Source organism: Bradyrhizobium sp. LB14.3 (genome assembly GCF_040547985.1).
Lineage (GTDB): Bacteria > Pseudomonadota > Alphaproteobacteria > Rhizobiales > Xanthobacteraceae > Bradyrhizobium.
On sequence record NZ_JBEPQT010000010.1, the window covers coordinates 1 to 21,287 of the forward strand.

General features: G+C 60.7%; 18 protein-coding genes and 1 pseudogene. 1 reads left to right on the forward strand and 18 read right to left on the reverse strand.

Going from position 1 to position 21,287, the window contains the following annotated elements; translation table 11 throughout:
• From ABIB00_RS19510 to dpdE, 7 genes are all read right to left on the reverse strand, one after another.
• On the reverse strand, window positions 1–563 hold a 563-nt coding region (locus tag ABIB00_RS19510; RefSeq protein WP_354105484.1), incomplete at its 3' end, for an enoyl-CoA hydratase-related protein.
• Window positions 556–2,634: an acetate--CoA ligase family protein gene (locus ABIB00_RS19515; protein ID WP_354105485.1), complete on the reverse strand. Its 2,079-nt coding sequence runs from the start codon at window positions 2,632–2,634 to the stop codon at window positions 556–558. The genes ABIB00_RS19515 and ABIB00_RS19510, both read right to left, overlap by 8 nt.
• Before the next feature lie 136 nt (window positions 2,635–2,770).
• Window positions 2,771–3,928: an acyl-CoA dehydrogenase family protein gene (locus ABIB00_RS19520; protein WP_354105486.1), complete on the reverse strand. Its 1,158-nt coding sequence runs from the start codon at window positions 3,926–3,928 to the stop codon at window positions 2,771–2,773.
• Between the two features lie 32 nt (window positions 3,929–3,960).
• Window positions 3,961–5,154: an acyl-CoA dehydrogenase family protein gene (locus ABIB00_RS19525; RefSeq protein WP_354105487.1), complete on the reverse strand. Its 1,194-nt coding sequence runs from the start codon at window positions 5,152–5,154 to the stop codon at window positions 3,961–3,963.
• 35 nt (window positions 5,155–5,189) lie between these two features.
• Window positions 5,190–6,653 (reverse strand): 3-hydroxyacyl-CoA dehydrogenase NAD-binding domain-containing protein, encoded by a 1,464-nt coding sequence (locus tag ABIB00_RS19530; protein ID WP_354105488.1) that lies wholly within the window; start codon window positions 6,651–6,653, stop codon window positions 5,190–5,192.
• A gap of 757 nt (window positions 6,654–7,410) precedes the next feature.
• Entirely contained in the window at window positions 7,411–8,382 is a 972-nt protein-coding gene (locus ABIB00_RS19535) for a D-2-hydroxyacid dehydrogenase (protein WP_354105489.1), read from the reverse strand.
• 421 nt (window positions 8,383–8,803) lie between these two features.
• Complete coding sequence (gene dpdE, locus ABIB00_RS19540) at window positions 8,804–10,156, reverse strand: protein DpdE (RefSeq protein WP_354105490.1); 1,353 nt, start codon at window positions 10,154–10,156, stop codon at window positions 8,804–8,806.
• A 565-nt stretch (window positions 10,157–10,721) separates the two neighbouring features.
• On the opposite strand from dpdE, the pseudogene ABIB00_RS19545 reads away from it, so the two are divergent.
• Window positions 10,722–11,218 (forward strand): annotated as a pseudogene (locus ABIB00_RS19545) (transposase); the annotation flags it as partial.
• A 531-nt stretch (window positions 11,219–11,749) separates the two neighbouring features.
• Here the strand turns inward: ABIB00_RS19545 and ABIB00_RS19550 are convergent.
• From ABIB00_RS19550 to trbB, 11 genes are read right to left on the reverse strand one after another with little or no spacing between them, the layout of a single operon-like run.
• Window positions 11,750–11,992: a DUF2274 domain-containing protein gene (locus ABIB00_RS19550; RefSeq protein WP_354105491.1), complete on the reverse strand. Its 243-nt coding sequence runs from the start codon at window positions 11,990–11,992 to the stop codon at window positions 11,750–11,752.
• 5 nt (window positions 11,993–11,997) lie between these two features.
• On the reverse strand, window positions 11,998–13,203 hold the full coding sequence (locus ABIB00_RS19555; protein WP_354105492.1) for a TraB/TrbI/VirB10 family type IV secretion system protein: 1,206 nt from the start codon (window positions 13,201–13,203) through the stop codon (window positions 11,998–12,000).
• On the reverse strand, window positions 13,200–14,174 hold the full coding sequence (gene trbG / locus ABIB00_RS19560) for a P-type conjugative transfer protein TrbG (protein WP_354105493.1): 975 nt from the start codon (window positions 14,172–14,174) through the stop codon (window positions 13,200–13,202). The genes ABIB00_RS19555 and trbG overlap by 4 nt, the downstream gene beginning before the upstream one ends.
• 2 nt (window positions 14,175–14,176) lie before the next feature.
• The gene (gene trbF / locus ABIB00_RS19565; protein WP_354105494.1) at window positions 14,177–14,857 is read right to left on the reverse strand and encodes a conjugal transfer protein TrbF; all 681 of its coding nucleotides are present in this window, start codon (window positions 14,855–14,857) and stop codon (window positions 14,177–14,179) included.
• Window positions 14,858–14,904: 47 nt separating this feature from the next.
• Window positions 14,905–16,140: a P-type conjugative transfer protein TrbL gene (trbL, locus tag ABIB00_RS19570; RefSeq protein ID WP_354105495.1), complete on the reverse strand. Its 1,236-nt coding sequence runs from the start codon at window positions 16,138–16,140 to the stop codon at window positions 14,905–14,907.
• Window positions 16,141–16,143: 3 nt separating this feature from the next.
• The gene (trbK-alt, locus tag ABIB00_RS19575) at window positions 16,144–16,515 is read right to left on the reverse strand and encodes a putative entry exclusion protein TrbK-alt (RefSeq protein WP_354105496.1); all 372 of its coding nucleotides are present in this window, start codon (window positions 16,513–16,515) and stop codon (window positions 16,144–16,146) included.
• Window positions 16,516–16,517: 2 nt separating this feature from the next.
• Complete coding sequence (trbJ, locus tag ABIB00_RS19580) at window positions 16,518–17,252, reverse strand: P-type conjugative transfer protein TrbJ (protein WP_354105497.1); 735 nt, start codon at window positions 17,250–17,252, stop codon at window positions 16,518–16,520.
• Window positions 17,252–19,684 (reverse strand): conjugal transfer protein TrbE, encoded by a 2,433-nt coding sequence (gene trbE / locus ABIB00_RS19585; RefSeq protein WP_354105498.1) that lies wholly within the window; start codon window positions 19,682–19,684, stop codon window positions 17,252–17,254. The genes trbJ and trbE overlap by 1 nt, the downstream gene beginning before the upstream one ends.
• An 8-nt stretch (window positions 19,685–19,692) precedes the next feature.
• A complete protein-coding gene (locus tag ABIB00_RS19590; RefSeq protein WP_247445025.1) occupies window positions 19,693–19,956 on the reverse strand; it encodes a VirB3 family type IV secretion system protein in 264 nt (87 codons plus the stop codon).
• Window positions 19,956–20,282, reverse strand: coding sequence for a TrbC/VirB2 family type IV secretion system protein (locus ABIB00_RS19595; protein ID WP_354105499.1), 327 nt, complete (start codon window positions 20,280–20,282; stop codon window positions 19,956–19,958). Before ABIB00_RS19595 ends, ABIB00_RS19590 begins: the two co-directional genes overlap by 1 nt.
• A complete protein-coding gene (gene trbB / locus ABIB00_RS19600; RefSeq protein WP_354105500.1) occupies window positions 20,279–21,199 on the reverse strand; it encodes a P-type conjugative transfer ATPase TrbB in 921 nt (306 codons plus the stop codon). Before trbB ends, ABIB00_RS19595 begins: the two co-directional genes overlap by 4 nt.
• Between the last annotated feature and the right edge of the window lie 88 nt (window positions 21,200–21,287).

Sequence of the window (21,287 nt, forward strand, 5' to 3'; positions counted from 1 at the left end):
ACCCGTTCCTCGAGCTTTTCCTTGGGCAGCACCTCATTCACCAGACCCCAGCGATGTGCCTCTGCAACATCCATCCAGCGGCCAGTGAAGAGGAGCTCCATTGCGATGTGATAGGGCATGCGCTTCGGGAGCCTGATCGATGCTGCATCCGCCAGCGTTCCTGCGCGGATCTCCGGCAGCGCAAAGGAGGAATGATCGGAGGCGTAGATCAGGTCGCAGGAAAGTGCCAATTCGAAGCCGCCGCCAACAGCCATACCGTTGACTTGAGCGATCACAGGTTTGTTGAGTTCGCGCAGTTCCTGCAGTCCGCCGAAGCCGCCGATACCCCAGTCACCATCGCCCCTCGTGTCCTCCGCCCTCGCCTTGAGGTCCATCCCGGCACAAAAGAATTTGTCACCGGCGGTCTTGAGAACGGCGACGCGCAAATTCGGGTCATCGCGGAACGCCTTGAAGGTTTCACCCATCAAGCGTGACGTCTTGGGATCAATTGCGTTCGCCTTGGGCCGGTCCATGGTGACTTCGAGAATTGCGCCTTCGCGATGAGTCCTGATCGCATCAGACATCGTTGTTTTCTCCGCTTACGAGCAACGCATCCGCGATCCAGGCACCCTTGCCTTCGGCACACACGATCAGCGGGTTTATGTCGAGTTCCTCGATCGCGGCGTACTGCTGTACGAAGGCCGCAATGCCGGATATGGCCTCGATTGCTGCCGTCACGTCAGCCTTGGGCCGCCCCCGGTAGCCTTCGAGCAGAGGGTATAGCTTAAGGCCGCGCAACGCGGCCTCGATGTCATTGTGTGTTGTGGGTAACATCAGCGTGGCACTATCGCGCAATAGCTCGACTAAGACGCCGCCTGAGCCTAACGTCATCACCACGCCGAAGATTGGATCACGAGTAAAACCGACGATAAGCTCGGCGACACCATCACATATCATGCGCTCAACGTAGAGCCCACTGCCGAGAGGCAGCAGATCGCGCGCCGCGCTGTTGATGCTTGCAGCGTCCCTGAGGTTGAGCCGCACCGCCCCGAGGTCGGATTTGTGGCTGACGCCGAGCGCCTTCAGCGCAATTGGAAAACCGAGCGCTTCGGATGAAGATACCGCCTCCACCGCACTAACAGCGCGAATGCCTTTCGGTAACGGTAGCCCGGCCTCCATCAGCCGTGCTTTCGCCTCTGCTTCATCAAGCGTAACCCTGCCGAGTGCGCGTGTGCCAGAACTTGCAATGTTGACGGCTTGGGCCGTTGGCTCGCGCCAAGCAGAACCAATGAAGGCGGCCGCTTCGGCTGCATCCAAAGCTTCCGGAACGCCGAACAATGGCGTGATGCCCCGCGCCACTAGTTCGGCAGCGTAGTCTTCAGGCATGTTCTCGTGCAGCGAGGTGACAATCGCGCCTTTCGCCTTGTGGGTCGCCAGCGCGGCTTCGAATGCGCGCACGATGGTCCAATAGGGACCTGCATTTGAACAGCGGTCGGGGCGCTGGAAGTCGAGGACCGCCATATTCAGATCGAAGCCGCCCGACACCATTGCGGTGAAGGTCGCGGTGAGGGCCGGCTGGTTGTTCCACGTGAATGTATTGTAGTCGAGAGGGTTGGCCACTGCGACCAAGGGCCCGAGCGTTGCTCGAACACGTGCGCGGTGCTCCTCAGTGAGGCATGGGAAATGCACCAGGCGACATTCCGCGGTGTCCGCCATTATTGAGGCTTCGCCGCCCGAGTAGCTCATCGACGATAGGCGATATCCCGACAATGGCCCGGTCACGTGCAACAGTTTGAGCGTTTCGATAAAAGCGGGAAGGGAATTGACCCGGGCAATTCCAAGGCGCTCAAGGAATGCGCCGGATGCGGCGTCGGATCCAGCAATCGAAGCCGTATGCGAAATTGTCGCCCGCCGCGCCTGCTCCGAACGGCCGGCCTTCATGGAGACAATGGGCTTTCTCAACTCTCGCGCCCGTGCCGCCAGCCTTTCGAAACCGGCTACTGAGTCGAAGCCCTCAATGTGGAGGCCGAGCGCGGTTACGCGAGTGTCTTCGATCAAGCCGAGCGCAATTTCGGAGAGCCCGGTCTGGGCCTGATTCCCGGCGGTCATCAGGAACGCAATGGGCAAACCGCGCTTTTGCATCGTCATACTGATGGCGATGCTGGAGGACTGTGTGATAATGCCGACGCCATGCCCCCCCTCGGCAAGTCGGATGCCACCATGCTGGTCGGGCCATAAAAGCGCGCCGTCGGCGTAGTTGATCAAGCCGTAGCAATTGGGGCCGATGATCGGCATTTCGCCGGCGGCGGCGACCAATTCGGCCTGCAGTCGCTCGCCATCCTCATCATTGGCTTTAGTCTCGAGGAAGCCAGCCGCGAAACAGACGGCACCTCCAGCATTACGGTCGGCCAGCGCCCTGATCACTTCGATCGTGAGGTGCCGGTTGACGCCGACCCAGGCAGCGTCTGGTGAGCCGGGTAGCTCTGCCACGGACCGGTAGGCTCTCCGGCCAGCAACCTCGTCTTTGGTGGGGTGGACTGGCCAGATCTCTCCAGCAAAGCCCATCTTGATCGATTGCGCGATGACAGTGGCAGCCTGCTTACCGCCGAACACGGCGACCGAATTGGGCCGCAGAAGACGCTCAAGCTTGTTCATTGATCAGCCCCTCTGTGCGGCATCGCCTGCGAAACAAGAGAGAGGCATTTCGATGCTCCTCCAGCCGGAACGTGCAATGACGCAGACGCAGGAGGTAAATGCGCCATCCGAATTCGACAGGTTACCGGAGACGTTTTCAATTGACTGGCTCGTTGCTGAGCCCTCCAAGAGCGGCAAGTCGCTTGAGGTGGTGGTCGGCATCGCCAAAAAGTATGTTGAGCATGGTCACATGCTTGAAGTAGTGGCCGATGCTGTGCTCCATGGTCATTCCAATGCCACCATGAAGTTGGATCGATTGATGGCCGATTGCCTTCGCGGATCGGCCGATCTGGACCTTTGCCGCGGACACGGCACGCTCGCGCTCAGTCGCGTCGTCATGGCCCACCATCATCGCGGCATACATGGCCATCGAGCGTGACTGCTCCAATTCGACAAACATGTCGACCGCACGATGCTGCAGCACCTGAAATGCGCCAATCTTCTTGCCGAACTGCTCCCGGGTTTTCAGGTAGTCAAGCGTGGTCTGCTGCATTGTTTCAAAGCACCCGACAGCTTCCGCGCATAGCGCCGCAACCGCCTCGTCCGCGACCCGCGAGATGATTGGAAACGCACCTTCCGGATCGCCAATGACATCAACGTTCCTGAGCCGTACCTTCTCGAGCGTGATTTCGGCAGCACGCAGACCATGCTGCGTCGGATAGCCACGGCGGCTAAGGCCTTGCGCGTCGCCATCGACAATGAAGAGCCCGATTCCATTGTTGTGTCGTGTGCCTCCGGACGTCCGTGCCGAGACGACGATCTTATCGGCAGTATCGCCGTGGAGGACGAGGCACTTCGTTCCGTTTAGAATCCATTCTTCGTGGTCTTTCGTCGCCTGGACCTCGACGTCAGAGAGATCGTAGCGCGACTGCGGCTCGGCATAGCCGAAGGCGCACCTCAATCGGCCTTCTGCGATACCGGGGATCAGATCGGCCTTCTGTGCTTCGCTCCCCCCAAGCCGAAGTAGACCACCGGCCAGGACAACCGTCGCGAAATATGGTTCGAGGATCAGCGACCTCCCGAATGCCTCCATAGCGATCATGGTCTCGACGGCGCCGCCGCCGAAGCCGCCATGTTTTTCTGAAAACGGCAATGCAAGCAGCCCGAGCTCTGCGTACCGCGCCCACATGGCGTCGCTATAACCTTTCGCGTCGGTCTGATAGACGCGGCGCTTTTCGAAGCCGTAACTATCGGCCAAAAGGCGCTCCACGCTATTTTTGAGGAGCTGTTGTTCCTCCGACAGATCAAAGTTCACGGTCTAGAATCTCCTGAATGAGAGGCCGAGCGTCAGAGGCCCAGGATTGCCTTGGCGATGATATTCTTCTGGATTTCTCTCGAGCCCGAATAGATTGATGCCGCGCGACTGTAGAAATAGCCGGGCGCGATCGTGGCAGCCCAGTCGGGCCCGATCGGCGGCTCGTTAGTTTCGAGTTGGTGTTCCGAAACGTGAGGAAGGGCGTAGGGTCCGACTACATCCATCAGCAGTTCGGCAATCGCCTGCTCGATTTCGGCGCCCTTGAGCTTTAGGATGGAGCTAGCGGGGTCCTGCGGACTCTGCTGCCGCCTCGAGGCGTTTGCTAGAACGCGGAGCTGCGTCATTTCGAGCGCCTTCAGCGGGACTTCAATCGTGGCGATCTTCTCCCGAACCACCGCGTCGTCAATTAATGGCTTCCCGCCGACGCAAGAGCGTACCGCAAGGTCCTTGATGCGGCGGATGCCTTCCTTGGAAGAGGTTACGCCGGCATCCGAAAATCGCTCGTTCGCGAGAAGAAACTTAGCGTAGTCCCAGCCCTTGTTCTCTTCGCCGACTAGATTCTCGATCGGAACGAGGACATTGTCAAAGAAGATTTCGTTGACCTCGTGACCACCATTGATCAACTCGATAGGACGCACTGTAACGCCAGGTGTCTTCACATCGACCAGGAGAAAGGAGATGCCCTGCTGCTTCTTCGCTTCTGAATCTGTCCTGACCAAGCAGAAGATCCAATCAGCGTATTGCGCCCAGGTCGTCCAGGCCTTCTGACCGTTGACGATATAGTGGTCCCTGTCACGAACGGCCCGCGTTCTGAGCGAGGCGAGGTCGGAGCCCGCGCCTGGCTCTGAGAAGCCTTGGCACCACCAATCCTTAGCGGTGGCTATACGCGGCAGGTAGTAGTTCTTCTGGGCCTCATTGCCGAAGGTGTAGATTACGGGGCCGACTAGAGACTCGCCGTAGCCAAACTGTGTCCAAGCGGGGAACGCTCGCACTTCCTCTGTGAAAATGTAGTACTGCACCGGGGTCCAGCCCGCTCCTCCGTACTCCTTTGGCCAGGTGGGGACGCCCTTTTTGTATAGGATGCGCACCCCGGCTGCCGTTTCTTCTTTTGACAGCTTTCGTCCTTCAGCCAGCTTGCGCCGTATCTCCGGCGGAACATTGTCACGCAAGAGCTGACGGACTTCTTGGCGGAACGCCTGCTCTTCTTCTGTGAACGCGATATCCATCGATGTCTTTCGGCGAGAAGAATCTTGCTTCGATGTCAGCGCTGCCGGATGCTGGCGCCAACGCGCTCGGGACGAGGCAACTTGGCGTGCCGCTCAGCAAGCTTAAGCAACCGCTCACGAACCTCGCCCCGCACGGGCGCGCTACGTCGGGTAGTGGCGTCGACGTGAATCAGCATCTGTTCTGCCATCGCAACCGGCTTCTCGTCAGCCTCACGGATGAGAACGTGAAAGACGTGAAGGCGCTTGTCTTCGGCACCGAGCACCTGCGTGAGCACCTGGGCGCGGTCGCCGGCGCGCAGTTCCCCGAGGTGGAATAGGTGTGTCTCGACGGTATAGAAAGCGCCGCACTTGGAGCGGTACTCGCTGTTCACACCGACATAGCGTTCGAGGGTACCGGTGGCCTCGCTGCAGAGCTGCAGGTAGCGGCTCTCATTGACGTGCCCGTTACTGTCGAGCCAGTCAGACGGCATCTGGGCCGGCGGCATCCGCAATGGGCCGCAGCCATCGTCGACCTGGAAGCTGGTATCGCGCAGCCCCTGCTCCCAAAGAGCAAGCGTCTCACCCGCGCCATAGCCCTGTGAACGCAGTCCTTGAAGAAGGGCCACGTAGCAGTCGTCGCGTTGCTGTTCGATCTGGAGAGTGGTAAGCGTCTCGCCTCGATCGTCTGCTTGCTTGGCGAGCTTGTCGAGGAAAGCGTTCGTGAGTTCGGGCACGTTAGTAAGCTTCGACCACGGCCACTTCAGCGTCGGCGCCCATTGCTGCATGAAGCGGCGTATGCCGCTTCCTCCACCTGCAAAGCGGAAGGGCCCCATGATAGCTCGGCGCAGCCCGAAGGAGTAGCGGATGGCGTCGTCGACTTCCTGCACCGTGGCCAGATCGTCGTGCACCAACCAGAGCGCCTCGCGCCACATGGCCTCCTGAAGCCGGTTTGCGATAAATCCGTCTACCTCTTTGCGCACCAGGAGCGGGTGCATTCCAAGTCTGCGGTAGATATCCGCCGCCCGCGTCAGCGTCTCGGGCGCCGTTCTCTCTCCGCCGCACAATTCAACCAAAGGGAGCATGTAGACGGGGTTGAAGGGGTGCGCTACAACGAAACGCTCCGGCCGGTCCATGTCCGCCTGTAGCAAGGACGGACGCAGGCCTGATGTCGAGGAGCAGATCAGCGTCTCCGGCGCGGCCGTCCGGCTGGCGTCCGCGAGTAGCTGCTGCTTCAACTCCAGCCGCTCCGGCGCAGATTCCTGCACGAGTTCGACGCCCCGCACCGCGTCCGCAACCGATTCCGCGACCGACAGACGCCCCTCAGGCGGCAGCGAGATTCGCGTCAATCGTCGATATGCCCGCCGCGCATTCTCGAGTTGCTGCTGTACTTGCTCCAGCGCATTAGGGGCGGGGTCATGCAGCCGCACGTCCACCCCGTTGAGGACAAACCGTGCGGCCCAGCCGCTGCCGATCACCCCACCCCCTAATAGCCCGACTGTTCGAAGCCGCCTCTCAGACATGACTCCTCACCTCACCGCACATGCGGCTGCCGCTCTACCGCGGTCCCACTCCGCGCAACCGCGCAGGTGATGAACACCTGGGATATCATTCCCACCCGCTACGATCGCTGAGAAACAGCCCTGGTCAAACCCGGGCAGCGATAGGTTTTTATCTCCGCGACTTGTACTTCGCCGCCTAGTCGGGATTTGACTAATAAAGCCGCTCGCGGAGCAGTAATCCTGCACATCCTTGATGGCCGATGAAGGTTTTGTCACGTCACGCTCGACCTCGATGCAAGCAAGCCCGAAAAAAGCTGGGACAGATCGGATCGGAACGACCAAAGAGCAAAACACGTCCCTGGAGAGCTTTGCGGCAGACATTGCGGGCCGGAGCGGATGCTCATGAGGTGCCGCGAAACACCTGCAGTCAGAGCTTTCATTTATCATCGCGAAAGCCCGATGCGCCCCTCCAGACTGGCCATGCAGGCGGGGCGCGCCCTATGAGAAACAGACGGACCGCAGAACCCCTGATCGAGCCGGCATGAGCAAGTGAGGAAGCCCTCTGCACTGTGATGTGCTGCATATTGATCGGCGTCATGCGCCCTCGGTCGGTGTCTATCGTCGGCTGGAGGCGCGAACGTTGAGAGTGCGCTTCAAAGAAAGGGCCACTCCTACAGGAGTGGCCCGCAACCATGGGAGGAACGCGCCACGCGAGAACCTCTGAAATCAAACCCCAGCGAAATGCAGAGCGAGCACTCCCCTTGAACTTCCGAAGTAGTCAGTACCCTCGCGTCAGGTCGATCACATTATGCAACGGCCTCTTCTCGATGAACCGTTGCAGATTAGCGGCGAATATCTCGAACAGACGAGCCGAGTAGTCGCTCGGATACCCTGAAACGTGGGGGGCGACGAGAACATTAGGCATTGTCCAGAGCGGACTGTCGGCCGGGAGCGGTTCTTGCTCAAACACATCGAGAAGGGCCCCGGCTATGGTGCCTGCTTGGAGTTCCTCCACAAGCTCGCTCTCTGCAACGACAGCCCCGCGAGCAATGTTAACGAGAAATGAACTGCGCCGCATAAGACGAAGCTGCTCTCGGCCGATTAGCCTGGTCGTTTCGGGAACGAGAGGAACGGCAAGCACAACGAAGTCGGAGAGCTGCAAAAGCTCTGCCAGCTTATCGGACGGGAGGAGCCTATCGACGCCCTCCATTGGCGTGGTCACATCGCGCTTCGTGCCGAGCACTGTCATCCCCGCGCCCTTGCCGCGGCGTGCGATGGCGGCCCCGATCGAGCCGAGCCCGACGACGCCGAGCGTTTTCTGCGAAATCGGCAGCACCGGTCGCGTGTGCCATTCCTTGCGAGACTGCTCTTGCATGAAGCGTGGGAAGTCCCAATGCATCATACCAATGCCCGTCATTACAAAATCTGCGATGGAATCACCATGGACACCCCGAGCATTGGTGACCATGAGATCGCGGATACGGTTGCAAGTCGGCAAAATCGCGTCGATGCCTGCGGAGGTCGACTGGAACCAGCGTAACCGACGGGCCTTGTCCAAGACTTGAGGAGGAAAATCGATGCCGGAGCCCACAATAACATCCGCATCCCCCACTTGGGATTCTAGCGACGCAGTATCCTTGGCGCTCAAGATGCGCAAGCCGGGAAAGCGTTCACGGGCGAGGCGAGCAACCTCGGAACCATGGACCAAGACAGTGACGGCGCTGCTGTCGAAAGATGTGGAGGGTGTCATCACCAACTCGTCCTTGTTACTCGAGTAAACCGAAACGTCTCTTGAGCAGTATCGCGCCCTGCACTTACCTCAGCCGCACAGGTGGTGAACACCTCGAAAATCAATGCACCTTCTCCTGTCGTTGGAAGCTCGACCTGTTCCCGATCCGAGCTCGACGATAAAGTCATCCGGAACCTTGTATTCTGCTGAGAGATCGGGAATTGACCAATGTGGCCTGTTACAGGCCGAAATTCTGCGCATTGTCGGCAGAAGATGAAGCTTTAACCGCCCCGGGGCGCGTAAGCTGACCCAAGTAAGCGTCATGAAAAGCCTAGCCGCGTGCACTTCCAGATAGCCGCGGACCGTATGACGAAGCGCGCCAAGGCCATGCCGGCCCGTCAACTTACGCCGCGCACGCTGTTCGGTACACCAGGCGGGCGCGTCACGCCGCTTGTCCAGCTATCGACATCTGTTGAACCCGAGCCGTAGAAGATCCGGGTTGGGTACATCGCGGTTGCTTCGCTTCGGGCGTTAACCCGGCAACGCTGCGGCGTCTATGCCGCAAGATACGTCGATGGAGGCGATACGACTCGCTGAGATGAGCTCTCACGCGACCTACCGCCTCGACCAAGGCGGGGTCATCCTCAGCCGGCATCTTATCACTTATGGCGCGTAGCGCTCGCGATTGCTCCTGCAGCAACGTGTCGTCGGGAAACATCTGCGCCAGACAGTCGAGCGGGTGATCAAGATAAAGCATGTTTTCAGGTGTGAGACCCGCGACGATGCCGGCGAGCGCCTGCCTATTCTCGACCCGAAGCCGAAATCCATCCTCATCGGCGAGGTTGTAGGTGTCGGCATCCAGGAGATGAAGCATCTCAAGAAAGCCGCGCTCGTTATGGAGCGCTGGTGTGGCCGAGAGCAGGAGAACACGTTCGATCTTCGGGGCAGCGGCCGCAATATCGTCGTAGAGCCCACCCGGATGATACGTTGGACGATGGCCGGTCAGGTGGTGAGCTTCATCGATGACCAGCATGTCGGCCTTGCCAAGAAGAGGCTGTATTCTGTTCCTCTCCTCGAAACCCAAGACATGTATCGTTCTGTTGAGAAAGTCCCCGAGGAAGAACTTCGATTCGAGTCCTGATCGCCATTGTGGAACGAGCGCTTCGGGCACGATCACCAGAACCGGCGCGCGGTCGCCTGCATCTAGGATGCACTGACGGATCAAAATCCCCGCTTCGACCGTCTTGCCGAGGCCGACCTCATCAGCAAGTAGGTAGCGCTGTACGGGATCTTGCAAAATGCGCCGGACCACTTCGATCTGATGTGCCTCAAGCTCCACCGAGGACGAGGCCAGCGCCGACATCCCCATAGCAGCAGCGCGCTGAGCGATCGCGCTCCGGACAAAACTCCTGGGGCCTTCGACAAACCGCGGCGTTTCGCTGATCTTGGCGCCGAGAAATGTCGTCGGGTCCTCGATTGCACGGCGACACCGCACAAAGACGTCCGACACATTGAGATACCTGGAAACGCCATTCGGGAACCGGACAAACTGCTTCTCGCCATGATCGTCGAGAAGGCGGCCGATCTCCCAAGCACCCAACGCATCATTAAAATGATAAACGCGAGTCTGCTCGGGCAGGGTCACGGGTTCAACGGCGCCAACATCCAAGTCGAGTACGATCGGCTCAGAGATCGGAGCATCAAAATACTCCACCGAGCAACGTCGCTCGCTGATATTGAGTTGTTTTCCAATGCCGAGCGATGCCCCCTCGCCGTCCCTAACACGTACGAACACAATTCCTCCGTGCCCCTTGTGTCCTCTTCTTTCTTATACGCGAATCGCGCGTCTAGACACCACCTCAGCAAAGGTCGCAAGTCTTCGTATATGGGCTCGGGTTTGCTAGCCAGTTGCAAGTAGTGTCTCGCCAAAGTCCGTGCGGCGGCGCGTCCTCGGAACCGGCGGTCTGTTTCGACCAGAACGGGCCGAGTTGATCGGGCTATTCCGGATGATGCTTCGCGGCTGGCGCAATCTGCGCCTCCCGAGTGCTGCTCATGCGAACAGCCCGGTTCGTCTTAAACCGCACGCCAAGTACCGCATCTTCTAACTGGACCAACTGCCCCAACCGAAGAGCAGCCCGGTCCTGGCAAGCGACGGAAAACGCTCTCGTGTGCCGAGAGCTGACCGAAAAGGGGATTGGTTTTGGCGGGCTTGTGATTCCTTCGCATCTGCAAAAGATTCGAGGGAGGGGGACGCCATGCCGAGGACCAAAGCCCACTCGTATCCAGTATCAGCGCAGTCGACCGCATTACGCAAGCGAACTGACCGATGCGGAGTAGGGGCTGATCGCCGGGACGATCCGAAAGCACGCCGGAAGCTTAGGCGAAGCCCAACCGACAGTTGACGTCATGCATAGCCAGACGGCCTCTACGACGGAGGCCGGCGGGCCACGTGGGTTCGACCCCGGCAAGCGCCTCCATCGACGCAAGCGCCATCTCGTGACCGACACCAACCGTCTTCTTCTGGCCTTACATGTTCATCTCCAACGGCGCCCTTCCTATGCACCTGCGAGACTGGTTCCCAGGGCTGGGCCCGTCTTTGCCGATCGATCTATCGCAGCAAACAGCCCGTCAACGCACTCTCCGACTGCGGACCGAGCACGATCGACACCGTTTAGCGACTACTCGGCGTCAACGGCTTCCAGTTCCTGCCGAGGCGCTGGGTCGTCGAGCGTACCTTTGCATGATCGACAGCTATCGCCGCCTGCCCAAAGACTAAGAAGGTTCTGCCGCGACCGAACCGGCCTGGCTGATCGCTGCTCATTTGAGGCCGCTAACTCACTGCCCGGCTAGGGCCTAAAAATGTGTCCGTCTTTCTGGGCCAGGCTCTGAGGACGTCTGGCGACCCTTATGCGAAGGCGTGCCCTGGTTCAGAAACGTGCAGGACGACGCATTCGCGCAGCCATGCGCCATCAGATCCAACCAGCGACGCTCCGGTATTCATGTTCAAAGTAGACGCGCTCACCCCATGAGCATTCTCTCGATGCACGACACTGCCTACTGCACGGATCCGCGCGGCGGGTCGGTGCTGGTCAGTCATTACGGTCCAGGAAAAGAGCTTGAAGATCCTTTGGTTTCGAAACCAATGTCGCCTGAGGACCTTCCTAAGATCGGACGCCGCGATGTCAGCCGCGGCACCATCAAAAACCTGATAAGCATGAAAACAGGGACTAGTCTCGTGTTGGAGCGACATGAACATAAACTATGCAGGCCTCGTCTATCGCGACCTGTGCGAGGGTGCTGGCCCAAGTTGATTTGATGTTTCGGCATACTTGCGAGTTGGCAATGAGAGCCCAAAGTTGACTGCCTTCCTGAAGTTACCTTGCGAGCGCTATTCCTCACCTCCGCTCGGACGCTGACGGCCCCGACGGGCCTTGCGGAAAGTTCTGTCAGCCGCCATGAACCGTGCCAGCATGGGGGCGATCAGCCTGGCAGGATCGGTAATGGGCTGTTTCGTCTCCTGCGCCAGGATCTCGGCGTAGGCGACGAGATCCCGGTGGATGCCGGCGGGGAGTTCGTGCGTGACCTTAACCGGCTTCTCGTCCTCAATTGCGCCGAGCTTAAGCTTGGCCATCGTCGTCACCCCCTATACGGTTCGAGCACCAGGTCACGGTTGACGATCACCCGCACCGGAAATCCCGGACGAATCGTCAAAGTTGGCTGAATGTTGAGATTGCGACGGACTATCTGCTGGCCCGTTTGATTGATCGAATCCCCAGCTCCACGCCGGAGCGCGGCAATGAGATCGCTGTTGGTACTGCCGCTATCCGCGCCGGAATTCACCTCCGTTCCGACGGAAAGCAGCGTCGAAAGAGCGGCGGCCCCCAACAATTCCTTCCAATGATTGTCGACTTCGTCCTCAAGACCAGAGTAGCCCGCCGCATCTGCGCCGGGCTGCCGTTCCAAAACGATCGACCTCCCGTTCGGCATGATAAGGCGCGTCCAGACCAGGAGCACGCGCGATTGCCCAAATGCAACCTGGCTGTCGTAGCTTCCGATCAGCCTTGCTCCCTGGGGGATAAGGCGAGCTCGCCCGGTAGGAGAATCGTACACCGATTCTGTGACTTGCGCCGTGATCTGGCCAGGCAGGTCGGAGCGGATTCCTGTGATGAGAGCGGCCGGAATGACCGTTCCGGCCTGAACGACAAAAGGCGATGCCGGCCTCACAAGGCGATCGGAGCTTGTCGTTCGGCGATCGACTGTTGCACTGACGAATGCAAGCTTTCGGTCTTGGCCATTCTGAGCAAATGCTTCGTCGGATGATGGCGCGGCGCTCGATCGGGCTTCGCTCGACGAGGTGGCGGGGGCCTGTGGCCGGACATTGGTGCTGGCAAATACCTTGCTGGTCCGTGCCGCCTCGCTCTCCTGCGTGACACGCTGCTGTTCGGCATCGATACCAAGGGAGCTGGATGTCGAAGGGCCCTGTGCTGCGACGATCGGGCGGCCGAGATCGCCCGGCAAGGGCGGCCCCAGGCGCGGCACATCCTTCGGGATCTCGGTGTAATCCTTTGGTAAGATCGCGAGCTGATCGGCGATACTGTGGCGGTCGGTGGCGTAAAGCTCCTCAGGCGCTGAGACACGAGACCGTTTCTCCTGCAGCGCCCAGAGCACCGCGCCGGTGATCAGCACGAGCACCAGGGCGCTGACGCCAATCAGGACCTTTCGCGAGAGGCGGGCCACTTGTGGAGGGTCCGGCCGGAGCCGCAGCGTTTCGGCGATCTCTTCCGGCGGCCTGGGGCGAGGCGGTTCCTTTGGTGTATCGATCGCCTGGTCACGATCGTTCAAAGCGACCTCCCGTCAGTTCGCACGATCCTGACCTTCTGCTGGTGCTCCTCGCCGAGCCTCAGCTCCGCGGCCGCGAACAGCCGGTCAACAATCAATACGTTTCCGTACGCGCGGTAGTTGACAAGCTCGGTTTTGCCGTCGGGTCCGATCACGAAGAGCGGCGGCATCTCGCCCTGACTGACGCCGGGGGAGAATTCGATATAAGTTTTTCGGCCGTCATCATAGGCGTTGACGGGACGCCACGGCGGGCTGTCGCCCTCGATCGCGTAACGGTACCGGCGCGCCGGCAGGTCCGGAATAAAGGGTGCCGGCGGTAAAGCCCGAGTTCGCTCGCCACGATCCGCCGGATAGAACCAAGCGACCGAGGGCATATAGGGCTTTTCTTTTGCGCGAAGCTCGATCAAGTAAGTGCGACGATCAGTATTGACGACGAGGTTGGTCTCGATCAAGGGACGGGTTGGCTTGACCATGATGTGAACGCGGCGGCTGTCGCCACTCCCACTTTCGGTGTCGCCGACCACCCAGCGCACAGTATCGCCCGCGGCGACGGGTCCCGAGCCGATCAGCTGCTCACCTGGCTCGAGGGCAATGTCCGTAATTTGTCCCGGCGCGGCATAGATCTGGTAGAGCGCGCCCGGACTATAGGAAAACACTTGCACCGCATTGTAGTAGCCCGCTTTGCGAGGCTGCACACGTGCAGCGTCATTTGCGGTTTCGATACGCTCGACAGGCTCTTTGGCCTCCGCGCTCTTGCCGCCTCGCGCAGCCTTCCAGATCGGCGGCAGATGCAGCGGTCGCGGCCGGTCATCGGTAAGCGCCGGCAAATCCGGGGCCGGCGGGAGCTCGTTGTCGTAGCTGATCTGCGGCGGCCTGAAAGTCGTGCAGCCGCCGAGCGTCGAGAGACAGATAAGAAGAGCTAGAGGCAAGCGCGGCCGCGCGTGTCGCGACGCAATGACGATATCTGACGGCATGGTTAGCCGAGCTCCTTTGACCAGTTGATCGCGTTGACATAGATGCCAAGGGGATTTTTGCGCAGGCGATCCAGATCGCGAGGCATTTCCACGATGATGGTGAGGATCGCAGTCCACCGTTCGGTTGCGGCAAGTTGGCCGTTGTCGTAGCGGCGTTCGATCCAGGCCAGGCGAAAGCTCTCAGGCGAGGCCCGGATGACGCTCGAGAGTTCGACCGCGACTTGCGTCTTGCCGAGCTTGGCAAACGGATCGTTGTTGCGGGCATAATCATTGAGCGCCGCGGCACCGCGATCCGTCGTGAAATCATAGGCGCGCAGCCAGTTTTCGCGAAGCACGATGGCGTCCATCGGCAGACCACGCACATGCTCGATGAATCGCGCCAGGTGAAAAGCGACTTGAGGGTCGGTCGGTTGGTAGCTGGCATTTGCCGCAGCAACAGTCTTAGCTTCCCCCAATTGATCGACCTCAACTACCCAAGGCGTGATCGTCCCGTGTGCGGATTGCCAGACCAGGGCGGCGGCAAAACCAGCGGACAAGAAGAGGCAGGCAAACGCCATCAGGCGCCAGTTTTTGGCCTGGACGCGCGCAGACCCAATGCGATCATCCCAAACCTGGGCGGCGCGTTGATACGGAGTGACAGGTTCCGGCATGCGGCCATAGTGAACGGCCGATCGTTTGAACATTGTTTGACCTCAAGCTGCTCAGCAATGGAAATGGTCGATGTGAAGCGTCAGCGGTCCTGTTGGGAGAGGTCGACAGATCCGCCCCCTCCGCCGTGATCGCCCGAACGGATCGCTTGGGTAGCCGCCGATGCGCCATGGCTGATCGTCTGCCCCCGCTTCATCCGGCGAACCCAAGGGGGCGCGTCGGAAGCCGCGGCGGAAGAGTCCCCCTCTTCCCGACCGGCATGGCTCGACGATCCACCAAGACCAGCGGCGAGAGAACGTAAAGGACTAGCCGCACCTGACGCACTTGCCTCTGCGCCGGACATGCTCCCCGCCCGCGACACGCTCACCGTACCACTTGCAATCGCGCTGCCTCCACGTGCCGCGCCAGCAATCGCGCTGCCCGCGAGACCGGCCGCGCCGGCGGCAAGACCTGCGCCAGCCGCAACAACGCCACCGGCGGCGAGGCCCGTCCCGACAGCGCTCCCGGCGCCAAGCTGCGGACCTCCGGAGACGATGCCGTTGGCAACACCGGGCCCGAAAATCCCGAGCCCCAGAAGTGTGAGCGCACCGAGCACCAGTGCCATCGCGTTCTCGATGGTCGGCTGGTTGCCGCCGAAGCCTGCCGTGAACTGCGAGAACAAGCTCGAACCGATGCCGACAATGACGGCAAGGACCAGGACCTTGACGCCGGAGGAAATGACATTACCCAGCACGCGCTCGGCCGCAAAGGCGGTCTTGCCGAAGAGGCCAAAGGGGATCAGAACGAAGCCCGCAAGTGTCGTCAGCTTGAACTCGATAAGCGTGACGAAAAGCTGGATGGCGAGAATAAAGAAGGCTAACAGCACCACAATCCAGGCGAACAGCAGGACCACGATCTGCACGAAATTCTCGAAGAAGCTGACATAACCCATGAGCCCCGAGATCGAGTCGAGGATGGGGCGGCCGGCATCAAGCCCCACTTGCGCGATCCGGCCCGGCCGCAGAAAATCTGCCGACGACAGGCTTGTGCCTGAGGCTTTTAGCCCAAGGCCTGCAAAGCTCTCGAAGACGATGCGCGCAAGGCTGTTCCAGTTGCCGATGAGATAGGCAAAGACGCCGACAAACAATGTCTTCTTGACGAGCCGGGCAAGAATCTCCTCATCAGTGCCAAAGGACCAGAACAGGCCCGCGAGCGTGAGGTCGATCGCGGCCAGCGTCGTAGCGAGATAGCCCACTTCGCCTCCGACGAGGCCAAACCCGGAATCAATGTAGCGGGTGAAGGTTTCCAGGAACTGATCGATGACGGAGGTACCACCCATGGCTCACTCGGTTTGGCTTGGAATGGAGGGAAAACCGGACGGGTGGCGACTTTCGTCCTTGCGCGGGACAGGGGAGAGGAATGGCGCCGCGCCTGTCCGGCTGTCCGGATCACCTGTCGATCTACTTCCTGCCAAAAACTGCCTGCGCTGCTCGGCCCAGATCTTCTGGCATTCCAGAAGAGTCTCTTTCTGCTCGTAGGTGACGGTGCGGCATTGCTCGAGCTTTGCCGCGGTCGCATCGGGTTCTGACGCGAGATAGACGGAAGATTGGGTCGCGCTCCCGTCCTCACCCAACCGAATGGCGCAGACGCCAACCACCAGGACAGCAAGACCAAGCGCTGCCGCGGCGGGCAGTCGTTCAAGTTGTTTCTTCATGATCAGTGGAACATCTGCACGGTTGTTGGTTGGTAGCCCTGCCCCTGGGTCAGAAAGCGCCGCAGTTGCTCCCTGCCCTGATCCTGCGCAGCTGCGCGCTGGGCAGACTCGAGCGTTTGCGCACGACCTTGCGAAGCGACAGTAGCCGTAAGGTCCGCAAGCTGCTGAGCTTGCAACGCAAGGAGCTGGTTGCCGGCCTGACTTGCCTGAAGCGCACCCGATGCTCCCTGGCTCGCCGTCACCAGGGCCGACATTTGGGTGCGGTTGGTGTCGAGATTGCCGACAACACTCGCTTGGACCCGCATGGCGTCCTGCAGCCCGGCAACGGAGTTCTGCCAACGCGTCTGCGCATTTGCGACAAGGAGCCCATTGGACACGCTGACCGATGCCGGCGCATAGGTGGTGGAAAACGCGCGATCGATTTGCTGGACGTCGTAGGAAATTCGCTGCGCCTGCGAGAGTAGCTGCTGGGTGCGCTGAATCGATTGCTCGAGCTGTTGCAACGACGAATAAGGCAGGCTCGCCAGGTTCTTCGCTTGATTGATCAGCATCTGCGCTTCGTTCTGGAGCGATGTGATCTGGTTGTTGATCTGCTGCAGCTCACGCGCGGCGGTCAGCACATTCTGAACGTAGTTGTTGGGATCGAACACCATCCACTGCGCCTTTGCTTCGCCGAGCGCTTGGACCATGGTCATGGCGATGATACTTGCCGCCAGAATCGGCCGGATACGGTTCATCAGAGCGCTCCCTGTTTGGCGAGCTGCGGAATGAGATTGCAGGCCCAGCCGAGGTCGCGCGCCTTGAGCCAACCGGTGACGAACTCGCCCCTTCCGTGCTCGGCAAGCACCCGATCGATGAGAGCCTGGTCGGCTTTGGACGAGGCGGCCACGAAGGCGAGCGCGATTTCGCCAAGTCCGAGCTCGAACAGGCGGTTGCCGCGTCGAGATTGGCAGTAGTAGTGTCGCTTGGGGGTGGCGCGGGCGAGGATTTCGATCTGGCGGTCGTTCAGCCCAAAGCGCCGATAAATCGCCATGATGTGCGGCTCGATGGCGCGATCGTTTGGCAACAGGATCCGGGTCGGGCAGCTCTCGATGATGGCAGGCGCGATTTTGGAGCTGTCGATATCGGCAAGCGACTGGGTCGCAAAAACGACGGAGGCGTTCTTCTTGCGAAGCGTTTTGAGCCATTCGCGAAGCTTGCCGGCAAAATCGGCATCATCGAGCGCGAGCCAGCCTTCGTCGATGATGAGCAGTGTCGGACGGCCGTCTAAGCGGTCCTCGATCCGGTGAAACAGATAGCCCAGAACTGCGGGGGCGACAGAGGTCCCAATCAATCCGTCGGTCTCGAACACCTGGACGGAGGCTTTACCCAGCCGTTCGTGCTCGCCGTCCAGCAACCGCGCGTATGGCCCACCGAGGCAGTAGGGCTGCAGGGCGCGCTTGAGAGCGTTGGATTGCAGGAGAACGGATAGTCCAGTCAGCGTCCGCTCCGTAACCGGCGCCGAGGCGAGGGAGGTCAATGCCGACCAGACATGATCCTTGGTCTCAGGCGTGACCTCGATCCGCTCGCGCGTCAGGATCGATGCGATCCAGTCGGATGCCCAGCCTCTCTCGCCGATATCGTCAATGCGCGCAAGCGGCTGGAGGGCGACGAGCTCTGACGATTCGAGCGCGCCGCCGAGATCATGCCAGTCGCCCCCCATGGCGATCGCCGATGCGCGGATCGAGCCGCCGAAGTCGAACGCAATGATCTGCGCCGCGCTGTAGCGGCGGAATTGCAACGCCATGAGCGCCAGCAGGACCGACTTGCCGGCGCCCGTCGGTCCGATGACCAGCGTGTGGCCGACATCTGCGACATGCAGAGACAACCGGAATGGCGTGGAACCTTCAGTCTTGCCGAAGAACAACGGGGGTGCCTTGAGGTGGTGATCCCTCACCTCTCCGGCCCATACCGCAGACAACGGGATCATATGGGCGAGGTTCAGGGTCGAGACCGGGGGCTGGCGGACGTTTGCGTAAGTTTGTCCAGGCAGGCTGCCGAGCCACGCTTCGACGGCATTGACCGTCTCGGCCATGCAAGTGAAGTCCCGGCCCTGAATGACCTTTTCGGCGAGGCGGAGCTTTTCGTCGGCTGCGCGCGGATCCCTGTCCCAGACTGTGACCGTTGCCGTGACGAAGACCTCGCCGATCTGATCCGAACCCAATTCCTGGAGCGCACTATCGGCATCCATTGCCTTGTTGTGGGCATCGGTGTCCAAAAGCGCGGAGGCCTCGTTCGTCATCACTTCCTTCAGGATCGAGGCGATCGATTTGCGCTTGGCAAACCATTGCCGCCTGATCCTGGTGAGGAGCTTTGTGGCATCTGTCTTGTCGAGCATGATAGCCCGCGTCGACCAGCGATACGGGAATGCCAGCCGGTTCAGCTCGTCAAGAATCCCGGGCGTGGTCACGGTTGGGAACCCCACGAGCGTCAGAACGCGCAGATGCGCGTCGCCCAGCATGGGTTCAAGACCGCCTACCAGCGGTTGATCGGCCAGCAGCGCATCGAGATACATCGGGATTTCTGGCACGCGCACGCGGTGCCGTTTGGTCGAGACCGTCGAATGCAGGTAGGTCAGGGTTTGCTCGTCATCAAGCCAACCGCATTCCGGCATGAAACCCTCGACCAGCTGCAGCACGCGGCTGGTCCGGTCGTTAAAGCCGGCGAGCACCTCGCGTGCATCGGCTCCCGCAGCGCGCTGGCCGCCCTCGTACAGCAAGCGCTCTGCTGCCGCAGCACTCTCTGCCGGAGGCAGATAAAGGAAGGTCAGGTAGTAGCTCGATTCGTAATGACTGCCGGCTTGTTCGAATTGCGCCTTGCGCTCCGCATCCACCAGCGCCGAGGCGACGTCCGGGAATGTATCCGGCGGATAGCCTCCTGCCGAATGACGTTGCGCCTCGACGAACACGGCCCACCCGGATCCGAGGCGACGGAGTGCATTGTTGAGGCGGCCAGCGACCGCAACAAGCTCGGCAGGCACGGAGCTGTCGAGATCCGGCCCTCTGAACCGGGCCGTTCGCTGAAACGATCCATCCTTGTTGAGAATGATCCCTTCGTCGACCAGGGCAGCCCAGGGCAGGAAGTCGGCAAGACGTGTGCTTGAACGGCGGTATTCGGCAAGATTCATCATGGGACAGTTCAGGTGCTGAGGTGAGCGGGAACGCGAACATGCCGGCGCACGACTTCTACGAATTCCGGATCGCGCTTTGCGGCCCAGACCGCAGCCATGTGACCCACGAAGGCGAAGAGAAGGCCCGCCAGCCACATGCGCAGGCCGAGACCGAGTGCGGCGGCCAGTGTGCCGTTGAGAATAGCAACCGCGCGCGGCGCCCCGCCCATCAGGATCGGTTCGGTGAGCGCGCGGTGGACGGGAGCCACAAACCCCGGGACTGGCTCGTCCATCAGATCACCACTCCGCCGCCGAATGAGAAGAACGACAGGAAGAAGCTCGATGCGGCGAATGCGATCGACAGGCCAAACACGATCTGGACTAGCCGCCGGAAACCACCCGAGGTGTCGCCAAAGGCGAGCGACAGCCCGGTCACGATGATGATGATGACGGCAATGATCTTTGCGACCGGACCTTCGACCGATTGCAGGATCTGGTTGAGCGGCTGCTCCCAAGGCATGTTCGAGCCGGCGGCCCAGGCCGGCGCGCTGGCGAGGGAAAGGGTGGCGAATGCTGCAAATGAGTTAAAACCGCGCGCGAGAGAGGCTCGTGTGGTCATGACTGATCTCCGATGTTCGAAAGGCTGTAGTCGCCTGATGATCCAAGGCCGTTGACGCACGCGAGTTCGCTCAAACGCCGTTCGCCGCCACGGCCAGAGAGCACGGCGATGACGTTGATGGTCTCTGCGATCAGCGCACGCGGGACGGTGATGACGGCTTCCTGGACCAGCTGCTCGAGCCGGCGCAGCGCGCCAAGCGAGGTCCCCGCGTGGATCGTGCCGATGCCGCCGGGATGTCCTGTGCCCCAGGCTTTCAAGAGATCGAGGGCTTCGGCCCCACGGACCTCGCCGATCGGAATGCGATCAGGGCGCAGGCGAAGAGAGGAGCGCACAAGGTCGGAGAGCGAGATCACGCCATCCTTGGTCCGCAATGCCACGAGGTTCGGTGCCCTGCACTGAAGCTCCCGGGTGTCTTCGATGAGAACGACGCGGTCCGATCCTTTCGCGACTTCGGCAAGCAGCGCATTTGTCAGCGTGGTCTTCCCGGTCGAGGTGCCGCCGGCGACCAGGATGTTCTTCCGTGCGGCGACCGCATTGCGAAGCGCGCTCGCTTGGCTCACGTTCATGATGCCTGCGGCGACATAGTCGTCCAGGCCGAACACGGCGACCGCCGGTTTGCGGATCGCAAACGTCGGCGCGGCAACAACCGGCGGCAGCAATCCTTCGAAACGTTCCCCCGTTTCCGGCAGCTCAGCCGAAATCCGGGGGGAGCCGGGATGAACTTCGGCTCCTACATAGTGCGCGACCAGTCGGACGATTCGTTCGCCATCCGCTGCCGAAAGGCTCTCTCCGGTGTCTGTAAGCCCGCTCGACAATCGGTCGATCCATAGCCGCCCGTCAGGATTGAGCATCACCTCCACAACGGTCTGATCTTCCAAAAAGCCCGCAATGGCCGGCCCAAGGGCGGTGCGGAGCATGCGCGCCCCGCGCAACTCGGCTTCCGAATGAAATGAATGTATCGCCACGGCTGCCCCACATGGTCGAGGCCCTGCCCTTCAGCGGCCT

Coding starts and splice junctions, on each gene's coding strand:
- ABIB00_RS19515 (WP_354105485.1), bottom strand. CDS start 2,634: ATGAACAAGCTTGAGCGTCTTCTGCGGCCCAATTCGGTCGCCGTGTTC.
- ABIB00_RS19525 (WP_354105487.1), bottom strand. CDS start 5,154: ATGGATATCGCGTTCACAGAAGAAGAGCAGGCGTTCCGCCAAGAAGTC.
- ABIB00_RS19530 (WP_354105488.1), bottom strand. CDS start 6,653: ATGTCTGAGAGGCGGCTTCGAACAGTCGGGCTATTAGGGGGTGGGGTG.
- ABIB00_RS19535 (WP_354105489.1), bottom strand. CDS start 8,382: ATGACACCCTCCACATCTTTCGACAGCAGCGCCGTCACTGTCTTGGTC.
- ABIB00_RS19550 (WP_354105491.1), bottom strand. CDS start 11,992: ATGGCCAAGCTTAAGCTCGGCGCAATTGAGGACGAGAAGCCGGTTAAG.
- trbG (WP_354105493.1), bottom strand. CDS start 14,174: ATGCCGTCAGATATCGTCATTGCGTCGCGACACGCGCGGCCGCGCTTG.
- trbF (WP_354105494.1), bottom strand. CDS start 14,857: ATGTTCAAACGATCGGCCGTTCACTATGGCCGCATGCCGGAACCTGTC.
- trbL (WP_354105495.1), bottom strand. CDS start 16,140: ATGGGTGGTACCTCCGTCATCGATCAGTTCCTGGAAACCTTCACCCGC.
- trbK-alt (WP_354105496.1), bottom strand. CDS start 16,515: ATGAAGAAACAACTTGAACGACTGCCCGCCGCGGCAGCGCTTGGTCTT.
- trbJ (WP_354105497.1), bottom strand. CDS start 17,252: ATGAACCGTATCCGGCCGATTCTGGCGGCAAGTATCATCGCCATGACC.
- trbE (WP_354105498.1), bottom strand. CDS start 19,684: ATGATGAATCTTGCCGAATACCGCCGTTCAAGCACACGTCTTGCCGAC.
- ABIB00_RS19590 (WP_247445025.1), bottom strand. CDS start 19,956: ATGGACGAGCCAGTCCCGGGGTTTGTGGCTCCCGTCCACCGCGCGCTC.
- ABIB00_RS19595 (WP_354105499.1), bottom strand. CDS start 20,282: ATGACCACACGAGCCTCTCTCGCGCGCGGTTTTAACTCATTTGCAGCA.
- trbB (WP_354105500.1), bottom strand. CDS start 21,199: ATGCTCCGCACCGCCCTTGGGCCGGCCATTGCGGGCTTTTTGGAAGAT.